The sequence below is a fragment of the Spirosoma knui genome (assembly GCF_054780635.1).
Genome location: NZ_BAAGVY010000002.1, coordinates 25,454 through 48,264 on the forward strand (window position 1 = coordinate 25,454; position 22,811 = coordinate 48,264).

General features: G+C 52.0%; 15 protein-coding genes. 8 read left to right on the plus strand and 7 right to left on the minus strand.

The features are described from left to right. The first annotated feature begins 304 nt into the window (after window positions 1–304). Window positions 305–1,189: a helix-turn-helix transcriptional regulator gene (locus ACYVIY_RS04860; RefSeq protein WP_460975169.1), complete on the plus strand. Its 885-nt coding sequence runs from the start codon at window positions 305–307 to the stop codon at window positions 1,187–1,189. Window positions 1,190–1,279: 90 nt separating this feature from the next. Then, window positions 1,280–2,167, plus strand: coding sequence for an NmrA family NAD(P)-binding protein (locus ACYVIY_RS04865; RefSeq protein WP_460975170.1), 888 nt, complete (start codon window positions 1,280–1,282; stop codon window positions 2,165–2,167). 327 nt (window positions 2,168–2,494) lie between these two features. On the opposite strand, the gene ACYVIY_RS04870 is transcribed toward ACYVIY_RS04865, so the two are convergent. Continuing rightward, the gene (locus ACYVIY_RS04870; RefSeq protein WP_460975171.1) at window positions 2,495–2,977 is read right to left on the minus strand and encodes a group II truncated hemoglobin; all 483 of its coding nucleotides are present in this window, start codon (window positions 2,975–2,977) and stop codon (window positions 2,495–2,497) included. A 505-nt stretch (window positions 2,978–3,482) separates the two neighbouring features. Here ACYVIY_RS04870 and ACYVIY_RS04875 point away from each other — a divergent pair. Together ACYVIY_RS04875 and ACYVIY_RS04880 are read left to right on the plus strand one after the other, a co-directional pair. Further along, window positions 3,483–6,353 (plus strand): PVC-type heme-binding CxxCH protein, encoded by a 2,871-nt coding sequence (locus tag ACYVIY_RS04875; protein ID WP_460975172.1) that lies wholly within the window; start codon window positions 3,483–3,485, stop codon window positions 6,351–6,353. Between the two features lie 126 nt (window positions 6,354–6,479). Beyond that, a complete protein-coding gene (locus ACYVIY_RS04880) occupies window positions 6,480–7,640 on the plus strand; it encodes an FG-GAP repeat domain-containing protein (RefSeq protein WP_460975912.1) in 1,161 nt (386 codons plus the stop codon). A gap of 42 nt (window positions 7,641–7,682) precedes the next feature. Here ACYVIY_RS04880 and ACYVIY_RS04885 read toward each other — a convergent pair whose 3' ends face one another. The 3 genes from ACYVIY_RS04885 to ACYVIY_RS04895 all read right to left on the minus strand — a co-directional run bounded on the left by ACYVIY_RS04885 (window position 7,683) and on the right by ACYVIY_RS04895 (window position 10,581). Next, window positions 7,683–8,240, minus strand: coding sequence for a putative glycolipid-binding domain-containing protein (locus ACYVIY_RS04885; protein ID WP_460975173.1), 558 nt, complete (start codon window positions 8,238–8,240; stop codon window positions 7,683–7,685). Window positions 8,241–8,370: 130 nt separating this feature from the next. Further along, window positions 8,371–9,405 carry an aldo/keto reductase gene (locus tag ACYVIY_RS04890; RefSeq protein ID WP_460975174.1) on the minus strand — a complete coding sequence of 345 codons (1,035 nt, stop codon included), beginning with the start codon at window positions 9,403–9,405 and terminating at the stop codon, window positions 8,371–8,373. A gap of 99 nt (window positions 9,406–9,504) precedes the next feature. Continuing rightward, the gene (locus tag ACYVIY_RS04895; protein ID WP_460975175.1) at window positions 9,505–10,581 is read right to left on the minus strand and encodes a winged helix DNA-binding domain-containing protein; all 1,077 of its coding nucleotides are present in this window, start codon (window positions 10,579–10,581) and stop codon (window positions 9,505–9,507) included. A 444-nt stretch (window positions 10,582–11,025) separates the two neighbouring features. Between ACYVIY_RS04895 and ACYVIY_RS04900 the strand changes: the two genes are divergently transcribed. Continuing rightward, window positions 11,026–12,072, plus strand: coding sequence for an SDR family NAD(P)-dependent oxidoreductase (locus tag ACYVIY_RS04900; protein ID WP_460975176.1), 1,047 nt, complete (start codon window positions 11,026–11,028; stop codon window positions 12,070–12,072). A gap of 90 nt (window positions 12,073–12,162) precedes the next feature. On the opposite strand, the gene ACYVIY_RS04905 is transcribed toward ACYVIY_RS04900, so the two are convergent. The 3 genes from ACYVIY_RS04905 to ACYVIY_RS04915 all read right to left on the minus strand — a co-directional run bounded on the left by ACYVIY_RS04905 (window position 12,163) and on the right by ACYVIY_RS04915 (window position 17,267). Continuing rightward, a complete protein-coding gene (locus tag ACYVIY_RS04905; protein WP_460975177.1) occupies window positions 12,163–12,417 on the minus strand; it encodes a DUF6582 domain-containing protein in 255 nt (84 codons plus the stop codon). A gap of 152 nt (window positions 12,418–12,569) precedes the next feature. Continuing rightward, a complete protein-coding gene (locus ACYVIY_RS04910) occupies window positions 12,570–14,108 on the minus strand; it encodes a RagB/SusD family nutrient uptake outer membrane protein (protein ID WP_460975178.1) in 1,539 nt (512 codons plus the stop codon). Between the two features lie 33 nt (window positions 14,109–14,141). After that, complete coding sequence (locus ACYVIY_RS04915; RefSeq protein WP_460975179.1) at window positions 14,142–17,267, minus strand: SusC/RagA family TonB-linked outer membrane protein; 3,126 nt, start codon at window positions 17,265–17,267, stop codon at window positions 14,142–14,144. 1,010 nt (window positions 17,268–18,277) lie between these two features. On the opposite strand from ACYVIY_RS04915, the gene ACYVIY_RS04920 reads away from it, so the two are divergent. The 3 genes from ACYVIY_RS04920 to ACYVIY_RS04930 all read left to right on the plus strand — a co-directional run bounded on the left by ACYVIY_RS04920 (window position 18,278) and on the right by ACYVIY_RS04930 (window position 22,775). After that, window positions 18,278–20,242 carry a sialate O-acetylesterase gene (locus tag ACYVIY_RS04920; protein WP_460975180.1) on the plus strand — a complete coding sequence of 655 codons (1,965 nt, stop codon included), beginning with the start codon at window positions 18,278–18,280 and terminating at the stop codon, window positions 20,240–20,242. Window positions 20,243–20,606: 364 nt separating this feature from the next. Next, complete coding sequence (gene namA, locus ACYVIY_RS04925) at window positions 20,607–21,677, plus strand: NADPH dehydrogenase NamA (protein WP_460975181.1); 1,071 nt, start codon at window positions 20,607–20,609, stop codon at window positions 21,675–21,677. A 105-nt stretch (window positions 21,678–21,782) separates the two neighbouring features. Next, the gene (locus ACYVIY_RS04930) at window positions 21,783–22,775 is read left to right on the plus strand and encodes an aldo/keto reductase (protein WP_460975182.1); all 993 of its coding nucleotides are present in this window, start codon (window positions 21,783–21,785) and stop codon (window positions 22,773–22,775) included. The last annotated feature ends 36 nt before the right edge of the window (window positions 22,776–22,811 follow it).

A 22,811-nucleotide genomic window follows, 5' to 3' on the forward strand; every position in this document is an offset into this window, starting at 1 on the left:
GGTTGTTAAAAGTCTCCATACGTAATAGAGCGTACGTACCCGCTGGTAGAAAATCACCCCGGTTAGCAGCGCCAGCGTAGTGGCCAGGCAGGCCATTGTCCTCAAGAGTGCCGATCAATCAGTGACTGAACAGGCGCGCGAGCAAATAGTACAAAATCTAAAAAAACTCGACAAGCTACCAAAGAGATGAGTAGTCGGTCAATGGCGTCAGTCCAACGTCTCTCTGAGACACGTTGTGTGGTTAACCAATAGGCTCAACATCGAGTTGAGGAGCCAGACGACATACGCGTCACGAGTTTACCGGATGAAATACGTTTCCGAAATGTACCCCCGACCAGCGCTGGTCACCAGTGAGGCTCTGGCCTGGCGAGGTGTCCGGGTGGAGCATCACCAGTCAGCCGCCATGGAGCTTCCGGCGCATTACCACGAACAACACCTGCTCTTGCTTTACCAGGCGGATAACCCCGTATTCGTGCGCCAGCAGCAGGGAAGTCAGCTCCAGCAAGGTCTTTTTCAGGCTGGGTCTGTCGGCCTGTATCCAGGCGGAGACTATGGCAAAGTCGTCTGGAACGGTCCCACTGACACCATTCATCTGTTCGTTGATGACCAGTATCTGGAACATCTGGCCCGGCAGCACATGGACCTGACCCGCTTCAATCTCTGTTACCGGTTTCAGTTCAACGATCCATTTCTGAGCCAGTTAGGGCGTCAGCTGCTGAATGCGGTGGGTACGTACCACGCGCTGGGTCTGCTGTATGTAGAGTCATTGACCAGTGCGTTGTGTTATCATCTTATTGAGCATTATGCTCAGTACGAACAACGGATTCAGGATGGGCATCGACTATCCAACACGGTTCTGGCCCGCATTGATACGTACCTAGAAGGGCGGGCCGACCAATCGATCAGGCTGGAAACTCTGGCGGGCCTGGCTAACCTGAGCGTGTTTCATTTCGCCAGGCTCTTCAAGCGAACCACGGGCGTGTCGCCCTACCAGTACGTTATTCGATGGAAAATTCAGCGAGCCTGCGAACTGTTACGTACCGATCAGGATTCGATTACGTCGATTAGCGATACGTTGGGCATTGCGTCGCCCGCTCATTTTTCAGCCGCGTTTAAACGAACACTGGGTATGAATCCACGCGAATTTCAGCGCGCTAAACCGGGGCCATTAAACAGCAAGATTCAGTAAAGACAAAGCAAGAATTGAATAGAGCAGGCAGCTACCGATGCTGACCTTTGCGGAAAATAAACACAATCTGAGCAAACGATAACGAAGATCATGGCAGCAACAATTCTAATAGCAGGGGGAACCGGCAATCTTGGCGGACGAATTATTCGTGAACTGCTGACGCGGGGTGCCAACGTACGGGCGCTGGTACGTTCCAGCTCTGACGACGAAAAAGTGAAAAAGCTTGAACAGCAGGGCGTACAGATTATTCAGACCGATATGTCGGATGTAGCGCAATTAACGAAAGCCTGCGAAGGCGTTTCCTGCGTCATCTCCTCACTTCAGGGCCTGCGCGACGTGTTGATCGACGCGCAGTCTCGCTTACTCGACGCGGCTGTGGCGGCTGGCGTACCTCGATTCATTCCTTCCGATTTTGCCAGCGACTTCACCAAAATACCCGATGGCGAGAACCGCAATTTTGATCTACGGCGTGAGTTTATGCGCCATATCGACACAAAACCCATTGCAGCTACGTCGATTCTGAATGGTGCTTTCGCCGATATGCTGCTGTACGGCATACCGCTACTGGACATGAAAAAGCAGCAGGTCACGTACTGGGAAACCCCCGATTGGCGAATCGACTTTACCACGATGGATAATACGGCAGCGTATACAGCAGCCGCAGCCCTGGATTCCTCTACACCCCGGATACTACGTATTGCCAGTTTTCAGATTTCGCCGAACGAGCTCGCTGCTGTGGCCGGTTCAGTCATGAAGCAACCGTTTAAGGTGATTCGCCTGGGGAGCATGGCAGAATTTCATGCCTACAACCAACGGGAACGGGCGGCACATCCTGAAGGCGAGCAGGAGGTGTATCCCCGCTGGCAGCAAAGTCAATACATGCAGAGTATGTTCAGCGTGCAAAATGCTCCGCTCGACAATGACCGCTACCCGGACGTATCGTGGACCAGCGCGCAGGAGCTGCTGACAGCGCGGTAGTTTTAGCGTTAATTACGGGTGGTAAACAAAATAACTATCTGCTATTCAATTGTGTATAATAGCAATTTTTATCATCCCGACGCCAAGAGGGATCTTCGGGTGAGGCTGATATTCCTTCCAGCTTCCGAAGATCCCTCTTGGCGTCGGGATGACAGAAAGCCGTCATTTAAGGTCATAGAATAATCCATAACTCACGTTAGTTTTATAATCATTGGTAAAAGCTAACGCCATAGCGGGGCTAGGCGTCAGCAACTTCTAATTATCTATTTGCCAAGTCGCAACAATTTTAATTTACGCAACATAAAATAGAGCCGCTTCCTCTACAGATTATTCATTCGGCTGATAAGGGCCACCCGGAACACCCCATCCCCAATGCGGCATTGGCTCGCCGGGCTGAACGGGGTTTTCGGTTGTGACTGAGTTTAACACCGCAATGCGGCTACCCCATTCCAGATACCCGACCAAAGCCGAGCGAAACTCGGGGTCATCGGGTAACCCAAGCTCGTCGGCGCTTTCGAGCAGCAACGTCATCCAGCGCTGCCGCATCCGCTCGGTGAGGTGTTTACCGACATGGTGTGCCACCATATGGGCGTGACTGCCTTCGTCCGTCTGTGTGTAACGAGGTGGCCCGCCGAACACTTCTCCGATGAAATGGGCGACATGCTGGGCGTGATCCGGCGACATGTGCCGAAAAACCGGTTCCAATAGCGCATCCTGCCGTACTTTACTGTAAAACAGCTCCGTTAATTTCTCCAGCCGGTCGTTACCACCCGCCCAGTCATATAAAGTTGGGATTGATTTCTGCTCCATACTATGGGGGTCGGTTTTGGCAGCTATTTTATTGTATAAAGGGCTAACTACGAGTTGACTACTAACCAAAAGTGAAGGTAGTGCACGGGGCGTTACGTGTCATTCACCTGGTATAAATTGCCAAATTTGACGGATATAACCCCTTTTGCATCCATAACGTACGTAATGAACTGCTTTAAATACCGCCATACGCTGAGTGACAGGAGCTTTTGCTGGCTGAGATAGGTCCGATTGGCCTGGGCTGTTTACAGCACTACAGAGCATGAAGTGATAGAAACAAGTGGGCAGGAGAGGCCGCTACGTCGTTCGCATACATGAGTAGTAGAGGGGGACGTTTGCACTTTGTACGGTATATGAACCGGACCTTCCATTGCACACGTAATCAACTATATATACCCTAACCCAAAGCCATCACTGCTCAGGTTTGCTGCAACGAACCGATCTGAAGAGTGAGACTGACCAGGTAAAATCTTTATCCGAAATCCACAGTATACGGCTTAATCTCATGAACAAGCTCTGTTTAATAATCTCCTTCCTGTCTGGACTCCTGTTGGCTCCCAGCCCCGACTGCTCGGCGCAGGCTTCGAGAGCTAAATCAGCACCCAACGCCGAAAAAGTTGACCGCGACTATGCCCTGGAAGCGACCATGTTAGGTTTTTTTGCTAAAGATGGTGCCCGCAACCCGACCTTAAAAGCGAATAAAGGCGACCGGGTGCGCATTACGATTACGAATGGCGAGTTGATGACGCACGACATTGCGCTGGAAAAGCTCGGGTTGAAAAGTAAAACGATTCAGGAAAAAGGCACCCAGGCCAGCATTACGTTTACCGCCGACAAAAGTGATACGTATTACTGTTCCGTGCCGGGTCACCGCGCGGCCGGTATGGTGGGTAGCTTTGAAGTTGTAGAGGGAGCAATCTCGACGGCCACTGTTGCCGGACAGGTACCGATGCGAAACGGCCAGCCGCTGAACCTGAATTTCGAGACGGGTACGTTAAAAGACTGGACGGCTACGGGTGAAGCTTTCGCAAACCCAATCTTCGCGCAGGACGACCCGTCGCCCGTGCACGAGAAAGATATGCACATTGGCTTTACGGGCAAGCATTTTCTGAGTAGTGGCGGAACAACGAACTACAAACTTACCGGCACTCTGACCTCGGCTCCGTTCAAAGTAACCCAGCCCTTTGCTGCCTTCAACGTATCGGGCGGTGCCTTGCAGGATACCCGCGTTGAACTCGTGCAGGCTGGAACGGATAAGGTTATTTTTCATAGTACGGGGCAGGGCCGGGCGACACTCCAGCCGGTGGTCGTCGATTTACAGCCCTATCTGAATCAAGACATTTTTATTCGGATTATTGACAATGAGACGGGCATTTCGCAGATTCCGTACATTCCGAATGACAAATGGGCGCACATTAACTTCGATGATTTTCTGTTCTACCCAACCCGGCCGACGTTCCCAAACGAGCTGAATCAGAAAGACATCATTATTCTGCCCCCGCTGGACCCGGTGCTTCATGCTGGGCTTTCGGGTGTTGAAGCAGCTAAGGCCATGACTCCGCCTAAAGGATTCAAGATTACGCTAGCCGCGGCCGAGCCGGATGTGGTCCGGCCGATTTGCTTCACTACCGATGCCCGGGGCCGACTTTGGGTCGTGGAAGGTCATACGTACCCCATTCCGGCCGCCGAAGGCCAGGGCCGCGACCACATTCTGATTTTTGAAGATACCAATGGCGATGGGACACTGGATAAGCGCAAAGTCTTTACCGAAGGGCTAAACCTGGTCAGTGGTATCGAAGTTGGGATGGGGGGCGTGTGGCTCGGTGCCGCGCCTTATCTACTGTTTATTCCAGCCGATTTCAAGAACGACAAACCCTTAGGGCCTCCTCAAAAGTTGCTCGATGGATGGGGTACTCAGGATACGCACGAAACCCTCAACAGCCTGCGTTGGGGACCGGATGGCTGGCTGTATGGCACCCACGGCGTATTTACCCAGTCGAACGTAGGTAAGCCGGGGGCTCCGGATGCTGAACGTACGAAGCTCAACGCCGGGGTGTGGCGGTACCACCCGACAACCAAACAGTTTGAGCTGTTCTCTGAAGGAACCAGCAATCCGTGGGGGCTGGATTTTAACGATTATGGCCACGCGTTCATTACGGCCTGCGTGATTCCACATATGTACCACATGATTCAGGGGGGACGTTACCAGCGGCAGGCCGGACAGCATTTCAATCCATACACCTACGACGATATCAAAACTCACGCGGACCATGTGCACTGGGTGGGCGAACGCGGTCCTCACGCCGGTAATTTCCGGTCGGCCTCGGCGGGTGGGGGCCATGCGCACTGCGGGGCTATGATTTACCTCGGTAACAGCTGGCCGCAGGAATACCGTAATGACATATTCATGAACAACATCAACGGCGCCAAACTAAATCAGGATCGCCCGACCCGCGCGGGTTCAGGCTACCTGGTGACGCACCGACCCGATTTTATGGCGATGAACGACTCCTGGTCGCAGTGGCTGAATATGAAATACGACGCGAGCGGTTCCGTCTGGGCCATTGACTGGTACGATAAAAATCAGTGTCACAGCCCAAATCCCGATGTGCATAACAAAACGATGGGGCGCATCTTTAAGATTACCCACGAAAACGATAAATGGGTACAGGTCGATCTGGCGAAAGCGTCGGATATGGAACTGGTAAATTACCAGCTGAACCCGAACGAATGGTACGTTAGGCAGGCCCGGCTGCTGCTGCAGGAGCGCGGCCCCAACAAAAAAGTGCATAAGGCGTTGAAGGAGATTCTGGCTAAAAACCCGGATGCAGGCCGTAAACTCCGGGCACTTTGGGCTCTGCACGCTACGAAAGGAATTACCGAAAAGGAATTAGTCGACCTGCTCGCTAATGATAATGAGTATGTCCGGAGCTGGGCTATCCAACTGTTGGCAGAAGGCAAAACGGTTTCGCCGGAGACGTTGAAACGGATGGCGGCCTTAGCCCAAAGCGATAATTCGGCCCTGGTGCGGCTTTACCTGACATCGGCGATGCTGCGGTTAGACCCTGCTCAGCGTTGGGACGTACTGGATGCACTCGTGCAGAAAGTAGAAGATAAAGACGATCACAACCTGCCGCTCATGCTCTGGTATGCCGCCGAACCCCTGGCAGCCATTGATATGAAACGGGCGCTGGCTCTGGCGCAGAAGTCAAAGATGGCCAAGCATTTGCCGTACACCATCCAGCGGGTGGCCGCCATCGGTACCGACGATGCCAAAAAGCTATTGAAAGAGTTAAATGATCGGGTGGGCAAACTAGAACACTCTCACCAAAATCACGAGATCCAGACGCTGATTGCCAAAGCGCTGGACGAATAAACGGATATATTCATGAAAAGAGGATCAGCTAGAACTAACCGATACGTAGTAAGCGGACTTCTGCTTTGTGGCTGTCTCGCCAATGTATTCGGGCAGTCGAAAGAGGTGGTTAGGATGAAGCAGCAGATGGCCGATGGAGCATCGACAGCCCGGGCGACTGGCCAGACGGCCGTTGCTTCCAACGACTTCAAAAAAACAAAAATCACTGGTGATTTCATTTCCGAAGGCGTTGCGGTGGCGGACTTGAACAAAGATGGAAAGCTGGATATTGTGGCGGGTTACTATTGGTTCGAAGCGCCCAACTGGACGCGGCATGAACTGGCTCCGTCGCGTACGTTCGACCCACGCAAGGAATACAGTGAGTCGTTCTTAAACCTGGGTATGGATGTCAACCAGGATGGCTGGGATGACGTAGTCATTATCGATTTCCCCGGCAAGCCTGCGCTCTGGCTCGAAAATCCGAAGAATTCGTCGAGCGCAGCAGGGCCGTGGAAAAAGCATATTCTGGCAGACTCGGTCGGAATCGCAAACGAGTCGCCGGGATTTATTGATATCGACGGAGATGGACGGCTCGATATTCTGTGTGGCGATAAAGCCAAAAAACAGATTGTCTGGCTGAAAGCACCGTCGAAGCCTGGCGAAACCGAATGGAAGCGGTTCGCTTTAAGTCAGGAGAACGTACCGGGAACCGAAATTTTTTCGCACGGTATTGGCTATGGCGATGTCAACAAGGATGGGCTAAACGATGTGGTCGTTCGGGAGGGCTGGTTTGAAGGAACCGCCGATAAAAAAGCCGGAAACTGGGTATTTCATCCAACCAACATCAGTGAACCCTGTTCGCACATGCAGATCCTGGACGTAAATGGCGACGGAAAAAACGACGTAGTAAGTGCTTCGGCTCATGCGCTGGGCGTGTGGTGGCACGAACAGGTGACAGACGAACAAGGTAAGATCAGTTTCAAAACGCACCTGATGAGTAACACCACGGCGCAGACGCACGCATCGATCATGGCTGATCTAAACGGGGATGGACGGGCCGACTACATTACGGGTAAGCGCTTTCTGGCTCACCACGGCCGCGATCCTGGCGATAGCGACGCGCCAATTCTGATGTGGTTTGAGTTTACGCCCGGCAAGGAGCCTTACTACAAGGAGCACGTCATTGATACAGATTCGGGTGCTGGACTAAATATCGTGGCGCAGGACATGAACGGCGACCGTAAGCTGGATATTGTCGTCGCGAATAAGAACGGCGTGTACCTGTTTGAGAACAAGATCAAGAAGTAGACAACGCTATCTAACGCATTTGTACGCGCATACAAGAAACGGTTAATACACCCGCCTGAATAGATCGGGGTAATCGACCACAAAACCAGCCGGATCAACTTGTATGTCAGCACTAAACTCAAGAGCTGGCTGCTGAAACCGATACCGGTCTGCGTTTAGTCGCGTGTAGATTTGTTCAACCCGGTTGATCCGCCCCTCGGGTAACTGAACATAGACTACGTCAATCCGTTGGGACTGACCGGGCAGTAGCTTCAATCGCTTAATGGGTAAGGTATTGGTAAAGGGCGTGAGGGTTATATCAACGTCAAGACAACCTGTCAATTCTGGTAACAACATTCCCAAGGGGTCTTGCCAATGCCCATCTCCATCTGTAAATAGGTGTATGCCTGCTTCATCCCAATCTGGCATCTTGATTATGAGTTCTCTCACCCGCCACTGAGTGTCGATCTGCACCTGATGATAAATAGAATAGGGGTTGTTTTCGTAAAGGCCAATCAGCTGACCAGCACCCACAAAAACATCGGCTTTAGGAGTGAACGTAAACTGTTCTAATCCAATCCAGTCAATTGCCTGCCATATAATCGTATGGGCTTCAGTCATCGCTATTAGAGGAAGTTACGAAGAAGTATACTCTTACAGAAGAATGAGACTATAGGCCACGTTGCCCTCAACTGGATTCTTTATAAATCGCTTTATTTTGAGCGATGAAGCGGTGTATAGAGACGGCTGCTTATTTGTATAGACTGGGCACTAAACCCAAATGCGGTGATTTGCGCTGATGCCAGTAAGGATAGACTGGGGCACGTTCGCTGGCTGCGTCGAGCCGTTTCACCTGATCGGTGGTTAAATTCCAGCCGACGGCACCGAGGTTCTGCCGGAGCTGCTCTTCAGTTCTGGCTCCAACCACAACATTACAAACGGTAGGTCGTTGTAACACCCAGTTCAGCGCCACCTGGGCAACGGTTTTGCCGGTTTCGGCGGCTAACTCGTCCAGTACGTCCACGATACCGTACCAGTACTCTTCGGGAATAGGCGGGCCTTCGCCACCACCCTGCGCAATACGACTGTCGGCAGGCATGGGATTCTCCCGCCGGTATTTTCCGCCTAAACGCCCCGCCGACAACGGACTCCACACCATGGTACCAATGCCCTGATCAACGCCCAGCGGCAGCAGTTCCCACTCGAACTCCCGGCTTAGCAGCGAGTAGTACGCCTGATGGACTACGTACTTCGGCCAGCCGTAGCGTTCTGAAACAGACAGAGATTTCATCAGGTGCCAGCCCGAGAAATTCGAACAGCCAATGTAACGGACTTTGCCACTTTTCACCAGATCGTTGAGGACGCTTAGGGTTTCTTCAACGGGTGTCCGGGCGTCGAAGCCGTGCATAAAGTAGATGTCGACGTAATCGGTTTTTAACCGGCGCAGGCTGTCTTCGCAGGCTTTGACTATGTGGAATCGCGAGGAGCCAACGTCATTGGGACCATCGCCCATTCTAAATGTCGCTTTGGTCGAAATTAACACCTTGTTCCGGCGTCCGTTGAGCGCCTGACCCAGAATCTCTTCCGACATACCGCGGGAGTAGACGTTGGCGGTATCGAACAAGGTCAGACCCGCATCGAGGCACAGATCAACCATACGCATGGCTTCGTTTACCTGTGTGCTGCCCCAGGCTTTAAAAAATTCAGTGCCTCCGCCGAAGGTGGCTGTGCCAAAACTGAATACGGGCACCTGAAGCCCGGAGTTTCCTAATTGTCTGTATTCCATGCGTGCGCGTTATCTCAATCATACGTGTAACTGGTTCCGGACGCAATGGTTGCGGTCAATATACGAGTGCCGTCGGGGTTTAAACGTTGTTTGAGTTCATCAGGCTACTACCACAGGGCTCCCACAGAACGTAGTATACTGGTTAATAGTCCGATCGGTCAACGCTTGCTCGGATTCGGTCAACCTACGGAACGGGTGAACGCTTACGCTACTCGTGAATTTGCCCCGAACTCCGTTCCAGATACCCGCAATCTGACCGTTAATGACCAGGCTACGGTGGTTTAGAATGTGGCCCTGAATATGTAGCGGCCCTTCGTAGGTCGACTCGAAAAGCGTGCTTCGATCCGCATAGCCCACTACATATTCGTCGAAGTTGGGCAATAAATGAACAGTATCTGACAAATTACTTCCTGCCGTTGACGGCACGTACCAGTACGTCTTATCGTCGATTCGTTCACTCGTCAGTTGAGACTTAATGATTTCCAGTCCGGACCGGGCGTCGGTGAGGCTAAGTCCCGACCACCAGCTAAAATCCTGCACCGTAGCGGGTCCATGACTTCGAAAGTAACGACTGGCCAACTCCGCCAGCGCTTCGTCACGTAGCAGCAGCCTGGCCTGGGGAGCCCGGTGTTCCAGCAGGGCATAGGTGTGCTGCCGACCGCGTAAGGCTCCGCTGCAAACGACACCGTCGATCTCGGCCCGAATCATTACGTGAGCCAGCGCGGTTGCAACTACCCCAATGCCATTTTGCCGGAGTATGTCGGCCAGTTCAGCGCGGGTCAGGTGTTTGCCGTCTTCCAGCGCCTGCTGAATCAATGCATTCGTGCGGGTGTAAAGAGCTTCATCCAGGCCAAGTTTACGGTCGTTGGTTTTCATAAACGACTTGATTCTGGGCGCAGTCAGCGCAAGCATCCAGCGGATGTCGGTCGGAGCAACGAAATGCCAGGTAGGCCGCAATACGTGCGTGCGTACGATGGCTCCTTCGTTAAACGCCTGTATAAACGCGTCGTAGGTAAAGCCCGTCGGCATCCGCTGAGCTACGGACCATTTCGCGTCGGTGAACTCCTGCGATTGAACGGCACCCAGCTCATGTACGATTTCCTGCACCGTGCTTCCCGGCGAATTGATCAATCCCTGCGTCGATAAGCGCAACTGAACTAGACGACTTTGATCCATAGCTGATATCCCTGATTATTTGTATCACTATTCCCAATACATTCGCGGCTTTACTGGAAGAAGGTAATTGGGTTTCTTTGAAGTGCGATTTACTGTCATAAAGATAAACGCTATCACTGACAGCCGTATGTCAGCAGCCGGGGTAATCGTTTTACTATTTATCTAGATGTACGGTGTCAGGATTAATTGGGCGTTACGTTCAGCACCCATTCTTAATTTATACCTTCTTTTGCCAGCATAGCAACGGCCTCATGATCTCCAGCCAGCATTTTCGGGTTTGTCTGTAATTAACGGATAATACGTTGATCGTTGAGGTTTTCATGATCATTGCGTAGCTCGTTTGGGTCGGCTTTGAGGTCGAAAATCTCCCCGGATTCGCTTTTAATTCGTTAACCTTATGGCCGGATCGCAGGTTATCTTACTATTCAACGTAATGAGCGAATTATGAGCGTATCGATTCAGACAAAAGCCGTGCTGTGGAGCCTGTTGGGCGTTGGCGCGTGGATGACGACCAAGGCGCTGCTGGGTCAGAAACGGAAGACTGATTTCCGGGGAAAAACCGTAGTCATCACCGGCGGTTCGCGCGGACTCGGTCTCGAACTGGCTCGTCTGCTGGCCAAAGAAGGAGCTAACCTGGCGATCTGCGCCCGCGATGAAGAAGAACTCGACCGGGCCGAATCGGAACTGAACCAGTATGGTGTTACTGTTTACGCGCAGCGCTGCGATATCACCGATAAGCTCCAGGTCGAACACTTTATCGAGAACGTTCGTCAGGCGATTGGCCCGGTAGATGTGCTCATCAATAACGCCGGAATCATTGTCGTTACGCCTTATGAACACGCCACTGAAGCCGACTTCCGGGATGCGATGGATACGAACTTCTGGGCGGCTTTTCACATGACCAATGCCGTTTTGCCGCACATGCTGGCCAGAAATACCAAGAGCGAGTCAAAAGGGCGAATTGTGAACGTAGCGTCGTTCGGCGGTAAGGTATCCGTACCGCATCTACTCCCGTATTCGACCAGTAAGTTTGCGCTGGTTGGCTATTCGGAAGGACTACGGGCGGAGTTGCTCAAGAACGATATTTACGTAACTACCATTTGTCCCGGCCTGATCCGGACGGGTAGCCCGCGCAATGCGATCTACAAAGGCCAGAACGAAAAAGAATACACCGTCTTCAAGATCGGTGATTCGCTGCCGCTGCTGACGATCGATTCCACCGAATGTGCGCGTGAGATTATCGACGCCTGTCGCTATGGCGAAGCGGAACGGATTATTTCATTCCCGGCCAAACTGGGCGCAGCGATTGAAGGCCTGGCGCCTAATTTGGTCAGTGAGGTATCGGCCCTGGTCAATACGCAGCTTCCTGATCCGGGTGGTATTGGCGAGCAGCGGGCGATGGGTCGGGATAGCGAAACTCCGCTTTCACGGTCGTTTGTTACGCAGTTGACCGACGAGGCCGCTGAAGAAAACAACGAGACCGTTCGCTAAGGGACTGCTCCACTATCGGTATCAACCAGGCTCGTTCGCCATTATCCAGTTCTGCACGACTGCGTAAACGAACGGAACGGCGTCTCGTGGCTAATCCGTATTGATGTCGACGCCGTGTTTCTCGGCAGCTTTGCGGATGCGATCTTTGATCGTGTTCACGTCGTCTGCATCGTACTTAGCCGCATTGTCTTTGTGGTTGATGTAGCTCCACGCAGCCCGAACGTGCTCGGGCGTATCGATGGGGTATTTTTTGTTCGTTGGGTCCGCAAATTCGACATCACCGTATTTGTGCTCGCCTTCGCTTGCCTGAACATCATCGCGTTTGTCAATCTTTGAAGTAGCCATGTCGTTGAGAGATGTTTCAGCTACAACCACTACTATTCAGAATAGTTTGTCGTGACCGGCCCCTAAACGCAGGACGCTATCGGCTATTAACACGAATGCCACCAGAAAATCCGGTGGCATTCGTAATCGTAGATAAATAAAACCTCAATTGGTTAGTAGCCAGGATTTTGTCCTTTTAAACCAATGTTTGGGTTATTGTCGATCTCCTGCTGAGGAATCGGCAGCAGTTCGTGTTTGCCTTTCTGGAAATACGCAAGGGGCTCCGACGTTAACTTGCCCTGTTTACGCCAGCGCAGAATGTCCCGGTTCCGAATTTCTTCCCCGTTTAATTCAACCCGGCGCTCGTGTACAATCGCTGCGAAAACCTGCTCTTTTGTGGATACAGGATACTTCGCCGTTGGGTACGCAGGCATGGCTACGCTAGGCCGGTTGCGAATCATGTTCAGGTACGTAACGGCACCGGCCGAGTTGCCCAGTTCGTTTTCGCACTCCGCCATCGACAGCAGCGTTTCGGCGTAGCGCATAATGCGTTGGTTGATGCCGCCCGTTGTCGACACGCCTGCTTTATACATCAGGGTGAACTTCCGCCAGCTTACTTTCTGCTCCTTGCCGTCGACCATCGAGCCGAATCCGTTCTGCTGGGCGTCGGTCAGGACGTCCTGATCCCGGTTGTATCGGTCGCCGGTCGTGTAGAACGATTTCGCGTAACGCGGGTCGGTCTTCGTGTCGCCTTTGCTGGTTTTCTCAAACTCGGCCAACAGGCTGTTCGATGGGATAATGTTGCGCCAGCCGATGCCCGAGTACTCCTGCGTCCGAACGGTTTCTTCGCCGGCCGAAGCGCCGTCGGCATCCCCGTTCCAGTTGAACGTACCGCCCGAGGGCAGGAAGTTTATTTCCCAGATGGATTCTTTATTAAATTCGGTTTCTTCGATAAAGTTATCCGAATACTCATCCACCAGTTGATACGTTCCTGAGCTGATGATTTTCTGAAGCTCCGTTTTGGCATTGGCGTAATCACCCTGGAACATATACACCCGAGCCAGCAGCATCGTCGCGGCTCCTTTCGTCGCCCGGCCCTGATTCGCTGCATCATACGTAGCAGGCAAGGCTTCCTGAGCCGCTTTCAGATCCGCGATGATGAACGCGTACACTTCGGCTTCTGGGGCACGGGCCGCAGCCCCCGCCAACGAGGTGACGTAATTTTTGTAAAGCGGAACCGCTCCCCACAGACTCACCAGCTCGAAATACGACCAGGCCCGCAGAAACTTAGCCTCACCTACTGCCTGCGTAGCTACCGCTGGCGTAAGCCCCGTTGCGGCCGCTGCTTTGTCGATGACTACGTTGGCCCGGTGAATGACTCGGTACGCGCCCGTCCAGACCGAACCAGACACTGAATTGCCCGTATCATGAACGCCGGTCAGCAACTGATTTCGCGGGGTTTCGAGCTGTCCACCCCCCGACGATACGTCGTCGGAACGCAGGTCGTGGGTGAAAAACCACTCACGGGCTACTAAGTTCGTCGACTGCAACGCAGCATAAATGCCGTTCGTCGCACTCCGGATCTGAACATCCGTTTTGAAGTAGCTGTCCGTTGTAACTGCGTTGGGGTTCAGTTGATCGAGCACTTTTTCGTTACAACTCACCGTTAGGCCGAGCAACAAAGCGCCGACAAAAAAATACTGCCTTTTCATCGAAAATGTCAGGTTTTAAGTTCGTCTAAACAATTAGAATGTGATTTGAAGACCCGCCAGTACCGTACGAGCCTGCGGATAGTTTGCGTAATCGATACCACTACGTAACAGCGTACCGTTGCGCGAGCCGATTTCCGGATCGTAGCCCGTGTACTTCGTGAAGGTCAGCAGGTTCTGGCTGGATACGTATACCCGAACTTTGCTAACAACGCCATTGGTCAGACCTGACAGCGATTTGGCTGGGATCGAATACCCGATGGTCAGATTTTTCAGGCGCATGTACGAACCATCTTCAACGAAGCGATCCGATGTCCGGCTGTTGTTGTTAGGATCACCACTCACCGCCCGAGGGATGTTCGTGTTGGTGTTGGTTGGCGTCCAGGCGTTCAGCACCTCAGTGCCGGCGTTGAACAGGCGCAGCATACCCTGGGTCACCACTTTTGTACCGTTGTAAATCTTGTTGCCGTAGGTGCCCTGTAAGTATAGCGTGAAATCGAAGTTTTTGTACGAACCGGTGAAGTTTGCTCCGTAGTTAAACTTAGGTAAGTAGCTGCCTAAGTACGTCCGGTCGTTCGCATCGATTTTACCATCGCCGTTGATGTCCCGGAACCGAATGTCGCCCGGTGCGGCTTTGTCCTGATACAGCGATTTGTCGTTTCCGTCGATGGCGTTAGCTGCGTTGATTTCAGCCTGATTCTGGAAGATACCGTCTACCACCCAGCCATAGAACGACTGAATCGGCTGGCCAACTTCGGTTTTGGTAAGATCAAACCCGCCGTAGTCGGCATTCTGACCAGCATAGATCGACGCGGTTGGCGTAGCTAGGCTTAGCACCCGGTTGCGGGTGATGCCGATGTTCGCCGACAGATTCCAGCGGAAATCACCTTTCGCATAGTTATAGCCCGCCTGGAACTCATAGCCCCAGTTTTTCATGCTGCCAATGTTTGCCACCGGCGCTGCGCTATACCCAATCGAGTTTGGAATCGGAACGGCCAGAATCAGCCCGTCCGTAAAGCGGTTATAGACTTCGCCCGTGAACGTAATGCGGTTGTTGAACAAGCCCACATCGACACCTACGTTGACCATGTCGGTCGTTTCCCACTTCAGATCGGTGTTACCCAGCGCGTTGAAGTACGAACCTAAGCCGTTGGCACTACCGAACGGATATGCCGTTGCATCGGCCTGCACCAGCGACTGCCAAGCGTAGTTGTTGATGCCATTGAAGCCCGTGCGACCGTAGCTGGCCCGTAGTTTCAGTTCGGAGAGTTGTGGCAGACCTTTCATGAACCCTTCCTGGTTGATACGCCAGCCCACCGAGGCTGATGGGAAGTTACCCCACTTGTTACCCGGCGCGAACAGCGAAGAACCGTCCCGGCGAATCGACGCGCTGATCAGGTATTTGCCGTCGAAATCGTAATTGACGCGGCCGACGTACGAAATCAGGTCGGTTTCAGCGCGGGTGCTCGTGATAGCGGGGTTACTTACGCCCTGAATAACGTCAAGATCGTTGTTAGGGCGGGTACCCGATCCAGTCAGACCGGTCGACAGAACTTTCTGGGTTTCAGCGACGGCCAGCAGGCTAAGGCTGTGCTTGCCGAACGTTTTATCGAACGAAAGCTGGTTCGTTACCGTCTGTGCGATGTTGGTGTTGCGCGTCTGCTGCACCGTAGCCGAGGTACGCTGTACGTAGCCGTCGTTATAAATTGGGTTAAACGTACTGCCGTTGGCAAAACCTAAATCGACACCGTAGTTGAACCGATATTTCAGATAGCTTGTCAGCCGCACATCCGCGTAGAAAGTAGCGAACGCCTTCAAAAACTTCGTTCGGGTGACGTCTAAGGCGGGAGCACGAAGCGGGTTTTCCGGGTCAGAACCATCAGCAGCCGTTGGGGCGCTGAAACCGCCTACTTTGGTAGGGTCCGTAGCGGGCCAGTAGGGCATCATTCGGATGGCGTGCATCAACTGAGACCGGTCGCCCGTGGTTTCACCGCGCTGGTTGCTGTAGGCTGCGGTCAGCGTCTGGCCAATCGACAGGAACTTGGCAACCTGGTGATCGGAGTTCAACCGTAACGAGCCCCGCTCAAAATCAGTACCGCGCATAATACCGTCCTGTTTGAAGTAACTGCCGGATGCGAAAAAGCGCGATGCCGAATTACCACCCGATAGCGAAAGTTGATGCTGCATGATCGGTGCTGTGCGGAACAGCTCATTCTGCCAGTTGGTTTCGGTCTGCGCGAACGTCTGCGTAGCGCCAGCGTAGATAGGCTGGTTCAGGTTGCTCAACCGGGCAGGTAAGGCAATACCCGCGTTGGATGTCAGCGCCGTTGCGTATTGTACGTACTGATCGCGGTTAAGAACGTCGATTTTGTTGGTCGTATTTTGAACCCCCACGTACGAATCGATCGAAATCCGAACCTTGCTGTCCCGGCTTCCTTTTTTGGTCGTAATCAGGATAACCCCGTTCGAGGCTCTCGAACCGTAAATCGCGGCTGAACTCGCGTCTTTCAGGACTTCAAGCGACTCAATATCGTTGGTGTTGAAGCTGTTAAGGTCGCCCGTTGGCACACCGTCAATGACGTAAAGTGGACCTGATGCGTAGTTGATCGAACCAATCCCGCGAATCTGTACGATCGGCGAACTGCCAGGACCCCCGTTGTTCACAACTGATACGCCGGGTACCCGACCTTGCAGGGCCGATGATACGTTCGGTACCGGAAGCGCGGTGAGTTCTTTGGGTGTTACAGTTGAAACGGCGCCCGTCAACGAAGAGCGTTTTTGCGTACCGTAGCCTACAACGACTACTTCTTCGAGCGCACCGGCGTCGCTTTCCAGCGAAACATTAATTACCGACTGATTACTGACGGTAATCTCTTGTTTCTTATACCCGATGTAGCTGAATACGAGCACGGTATTTCCGTTTGGAACGTCGATCCGGTAAGCTCCGCGCGCATCGCTGGCCGTTCCGCGCGTTGTTCCTTTAATCTGAATATTGACCCCTACGAGTGGGCTGCCTTGTTCGTCGAGCACCGTACCCGAAACGGTTTGATCGAGGGCGTGTGCCCGCACGACCGTAGTGAGCGCAAGCAGGAATAAGACCTGGTAGAGACGAGGTCGCAGAAATTGATGCAGGAAGCGGCTAAGTTGTAATGAATTCGACATAAGTAGAAAGGTTATTGGTTTTTTAACGTGCGGAGTCTGCTTAAAGCAGATTTAACGGAGATTCACGACCCGCTGAGGCTGGATCAGCATGGATGGGTTAGAGGATCAACTGAGCATAGGTTTAGAATAAGGGTTAAGGAGTGAAAAGAGCAGGTTTACAGGTTATTATAAAGCATTTAGAAAAAGAAAACTCTGTTATTCTTATAAGCGAGGAACCAATTGGTTAACCTAGTATGTGTCAAACTGACACTTTAATCTACAGTCGAATAATGGCTTGATAATGAAATAATACGAACTTGTCGACGATGATGAGTGCTATTTTGTATGATCTACGTGCAAATATAGAAACTATGAAGATTATAGCAATCGATTGCACAATAATAAGATTTTTTAAAATATCGTTTTTGTATACAAAGGAATTTTCAAATTCTATACATACGCTCAGTCAGTAAAAACTACTACGTTCTTCAGCAGAGCTTAGAGATGTGAGTAGTTTTAGGCGAAAGGGGGGAAGTGAAAGGGCGCTGTATTAGGCGTCAAATACTAGTGCAAGGCGTTTTGGGAGCTAGCTGGCTCGGTAGAAACCCTGGTCGATGACGACTTATATCCACTGCACAAAATAGAATGTATTAAGCTTTATTGTCAGTAACGCAGTCTAAAAATTTGAGCAATCGGTTGCATACAATCAAGGTTAAGGTAAGCCTTTCTAGGCTGTAGAAGTTGTTAAGCCAAGTGATAAAGGTTTTGCTGACGTGTTATGGAGCCTGGTGTCAGCTTTTCAGCATGCAGGAAGTGAATCATACATGTTGAACCCTTGGCAATTGTGAGCTGCCGATTTTAATGTCCAGGGTTTATAATTGATATTCATCATACGAGTCTTTGATATAGGTTATCAGTAGATTTTTATGCGTTTTTGCATTACGTGTGTAACCGATTGCAAAGGCAAAACACAAGAAGGTCGTGCTAGCACGACTACCGCTCAAACCGTGATTTATTCAGATTTTACCCGTATGATTTCATTGTATTACCGACAGCTACGTTTCTATTCTTTTCCGAAAATACTCCTGATCTGTTTTTTATCACTGGCAGGCTATCTGGCGCAGGCTCAACTGCGTTTGCCCAAATTGATCAGTAATGGTATGGTGTTACAACGCGATGCCAAGTTGAGAATATGGGGCTGGGCAAAGCCGGGCGAACGGATTACGTTACGTTTTAAGAACAAGAATTTCAAAACCGTAACCGATGCCGCTGGGAAGTGGCAGGTCGAGTTGCCGCCAATGCCAGCGGGTGGCCCGTTCACGATGGACATTGCCGGTAGTTCCCAAATTAAACTAACCAATATTCTGATTGGTGACGTCTGGTTTTGCAGTGGACAGAGCAACATGGTTCACCAACTGAACATCCACGACGTTACGTATGCAAAAGAGATTGCGGCCGCCAATGATCCGCAGATCCGGCAGTTTTGGGTACCGACGCTTACAAACCTCCAGACTCCGCAAAGCGATCTGCCAACGGCGCAGTGGAAGGCCGCTGTAGGCGAAGACGTTCGGCCTTTTTCGGCGGTGGCTTACTTCTTCGCCAAGAAGATTCACGAAAAATACAACGTACCGGTTGGGATCATCAATGCCAGCGTGGGGGGCACACCAATCGAAGCCTGGATAAGCGAAGAAGGGTTAAACGACTTTGCTACGCTAAAATCCACTATCGAAAAAAACAAAGACACTACGTATATCAACGGCCTGGCCCGACGGGCTGCCACCGCGCCCCGGCCTGCGCCCCCGGTCGATTTAGGGCTGGCGGGTACTACAAAATGGTATGATGTAGCGTATACACCCAAAGGCTGGCGCTCGATCAATATTCCCGGCTATTGGGAAGATCAGGGCGTCAAAGATTTGAACGGCATAGTGTGGTACAGACGCGAAATTGAAGTGCCGGCTTCAATGGTGGGTAAACCCGCTAAGGTTTTTCTAGGCCGAATTGTCGATGCCGACGAACTATACATCAATGGTAAATCAGTCGGTAAAACGACCTATCAGTATCCCCAGCGTCGATATAGCGTGCCCGCCGACGTATTGAAACCGGGAAAGAACATATTTGTCGTACGTGTCACCAATATGGGGGGGAAGGGAGGCTTTGTGCCCGATAAACCGTATTGTCTGTTCGCGGGTGCCGATACGGTTGATCTGAAAGGAAGCTGGTCTTATAAAGTAGGCACTGCCTTCCGACCTATAGCGGGTGGAGGCTTTGGGGGCGGAATTGCGGCCCAGAATCAGCCAACGGCATTGTACAATGCCATGGTTGCTCCCGAAATTAATTATGCCATTAAAGGATTTTGCTGGTACCAGGGCGAGAGCAACGCCGGACGGCCTGAGGAATATGAACAGTTGCTACCAGCTTTGATCAACGACTGGCGACGTATCTGGAAACAGGGTACGCTGCCGTTTCTGTACGTACAACTGCCGGGATTTATGGATTACAACTACCAGCCCTCCGAGAGTAACTGGGCCATCCTGAGAGAAGCGCAGCTAAAAGCTTTGTCAATCCCGAATACGGCGATGGCCGTGGCGATTGATCTGGGCGAGTGGAACGATATTCACCCTGACAACAAAAAAGACGTGGGAGAACGTCTGGCGCTGGCCGCCCTGAGAACTGCCTACAAAGAAGACCTGGTTTATTCGGGTCCGCTCTATCAGTCATCGACCGTTGACGGTAATAAAATTGTCATCAGCTTCGCGAACACGGGCGGTGGGCTGATCACCTATGATGGGGAAGACCCCGGTGAGTTTGCTATTGCGGGCAGTGATAAAAAATTCGTCTGGGCAAAAGCTAAAATCGAAAACGGTAAAGTGATCGTGTGGAGCGACGAAGTGACGAACCCGCAATACGTCCGTTACGCCTGGGCTGATAATCCGGTAAACCCGAATTTGTACAATAAAGAAGGACTCCCAGCCTCGCCATTCAGAACCGATAAATAAACGTATTCCTAAATCTACAGAATCTACATGCCTGCCAAATGATTTGAGTTGATCGAATAACACGTGAAAGCCGCCCGGTTGAAGAAATAGGTTGCTATACCTAAACTTCACCGGGCGGCTTTTTCATTTGGTTGATTTGAAAATTAACCGTTGAGGTTACCTCGAGTCGCACCTGCGTCAGCAATGCCAGCAGTTGTCATGAACCAGTCTACGTAATGTGGCCTACGTGCGACGACAGGCCGGGCCCGGACTCTAAGTTTCTGCCGGACCAATCCGCCTTAAATCAATTTCGGGTGTAGATAGTTAGACGAATAACAGTGGGGATGATTAGTTCCTGCTGCAATAAGCGGTAAACCTGTATACGATGTCAAATCTTTTGTCTCCAATTACTATCCGGACTGTTCAGCTTAAAAATCGGATTGTTGTATCACCTATGTGCCAGTACTCCAGCGAGGATGGGTTTACCAACGACTGGCACCTGGTTCACTTGGGTAGCCGCGCGGTGGGTGGGGCCGGTCTGATTTTTACGGAAGCCACCGCCGTATCCGCGGAAGGACGGATCACGCCCGACGACCTGGGCATCTGGAAAGACGAACATATCGCCGGTTTAAAGCGGATTACGAGTTTTATCGACGCGAACGGTTCCGTAGCGGGTATTCAGCTAGCCCATGCGGGTCGGAAAGCCAGCCACCGGCGGCCATGGGAGGGAGGCAGCGCGATTGCGCCAGACGAAGAGCGGGGTTGGCAGACCGTTGCGCCAAGTGCGGTTCCTTTCCTTGAAACGGAGCCATTGCCAACGGCGTTGGACGAAGAAGGGCTCGAAAAGGTCTGTTCCGATTTTGAAAAAGCTGCCAAAAGGGCCATTGAGGCTGGTTTCAAAATTGCCGAAATTCATGCGGCACATGGGTACCTGCTGCACGAGTTCCTGTCGCCCCTGAGTAACCAACGTACCGACGCCTATGGTGGCTCGTTCGAAAACCGAATCCGGTTGCTGCTGGACGTAGTAAAGCGAGTGCGCAACGTATGGCCAACCGAGTTTCCGCTGTTCGTTCGTATTTCGGCCACGGACTGGACCGAAGGCGGCTGGACGGCTGACGACTCCGTTGCCCTAGCGACGGTACTCAAAGACCGGGGTGTTGACGTAATCGACTGCTCGACGGGTGGTAACGTACCGAAGGCCAACATACCGTCTACGCCCGGTTATCAGGTTGAATTTGCCGAACGGATCAAACGGGAAACGGGCATGGCAACCGCGGCTGTTGGATTAATTACGTCCGTTGAACAGGCAGAAGCCATTCTGGCCAGCGGGCAGGCCGATCTGATCTTGTTAGCCCGTGAGTTTTTGCGTGATCCGTATTTCCCGCTGCATGCCGCTCACAAACTGAGCGAAGACGTGCGCTGGCCGGTGCAATACGAACGGGCGAAACCCCGATGAATAAAGCAGCGGACCTCTCCGATTTGAGCCGCAGACAGGTGCGTTCACAGCACCATGAACACAAACCGGGTTGATACGTAGTAAAAGCCATTTTAAAACAGCTATATGGAATACAGAAAACTGGGAGAATCAGACTTATCGATATCAGTAATCACCTTCGGCGCGTGGGCTGCTGGTGGGTGGATGTGGGGCGGAACCGAACGTAACGGCGCTATTGAAGCCATCCGGGCTTCGTATGATCTGGGCGTAACCTCTATTGATACGGCCGCTATTTATGGGCAGGGAGCCAGCGAGGAAATCGTGGGTGAAGCCATCAAAGGATTGCCGCGCGACAAAGTGCAAATCCTGACCAAGTACGGGATGCGCTGGGATCTGGCCAAAGGCGATTTCGGCTTCAAAAGTCAGGACAACAACGGGAACCCCATCGATGTCTATAAATACTCGGGCAAAGAAAGCATCATTAAAGAATGCGAAGACAGCCTGAAGCGGCTCAGGACGGATTATATTGACCTGTACCAGATGCACTGGCCCGACAAAACAACGCCCATCGAAGAGAGTATGGAAGCCGTTTTGCGGCTGATTGAACAGGGAAAAGTACGTGAGGCCGGCGTCAGCAACTACAACGTAGCGCAGATGAAGCAAGCCGAAAGCGTGCTAAAACTAGCCTCGAATCAGGTGCCGTTCAGCATGATCAACCGAGGAATTGAAGAGGAATTGGTACCGTATTGCCTGAAAAACAACAAGGCGATTCTGGCCTATAGCCCGATGGAGCGTGGGCTGCTGACGGGTAAGATTAAACCGGGCCATCAGTTTGCCGAAGGAGACCACCGGGCGGGTTATAGGTTCTTCAAGCCTGAGAACATTGAGCAGACCGACCAGTTTCTGCAAAAGATCAAGCCATTGGCCGATAGCAAAAACGCCAGTTTGGGCCAGTTAGTCATCCGTTGGACCCTCGAGCGGCCGGGTATCACAGTGGCGTTGGTGGGCGCTCGTAACGCTGAGCAGGCCATTCAGAACGCCAAAGCGATTGATATCCAATTGTCGGCCGACGAAATTGAGTTTATTAATCAGCAACTCGACCAACTAGAACTGGTATAAGTTCCGAATAGAGCAAGAGCTGGTAACGTGGCGTTG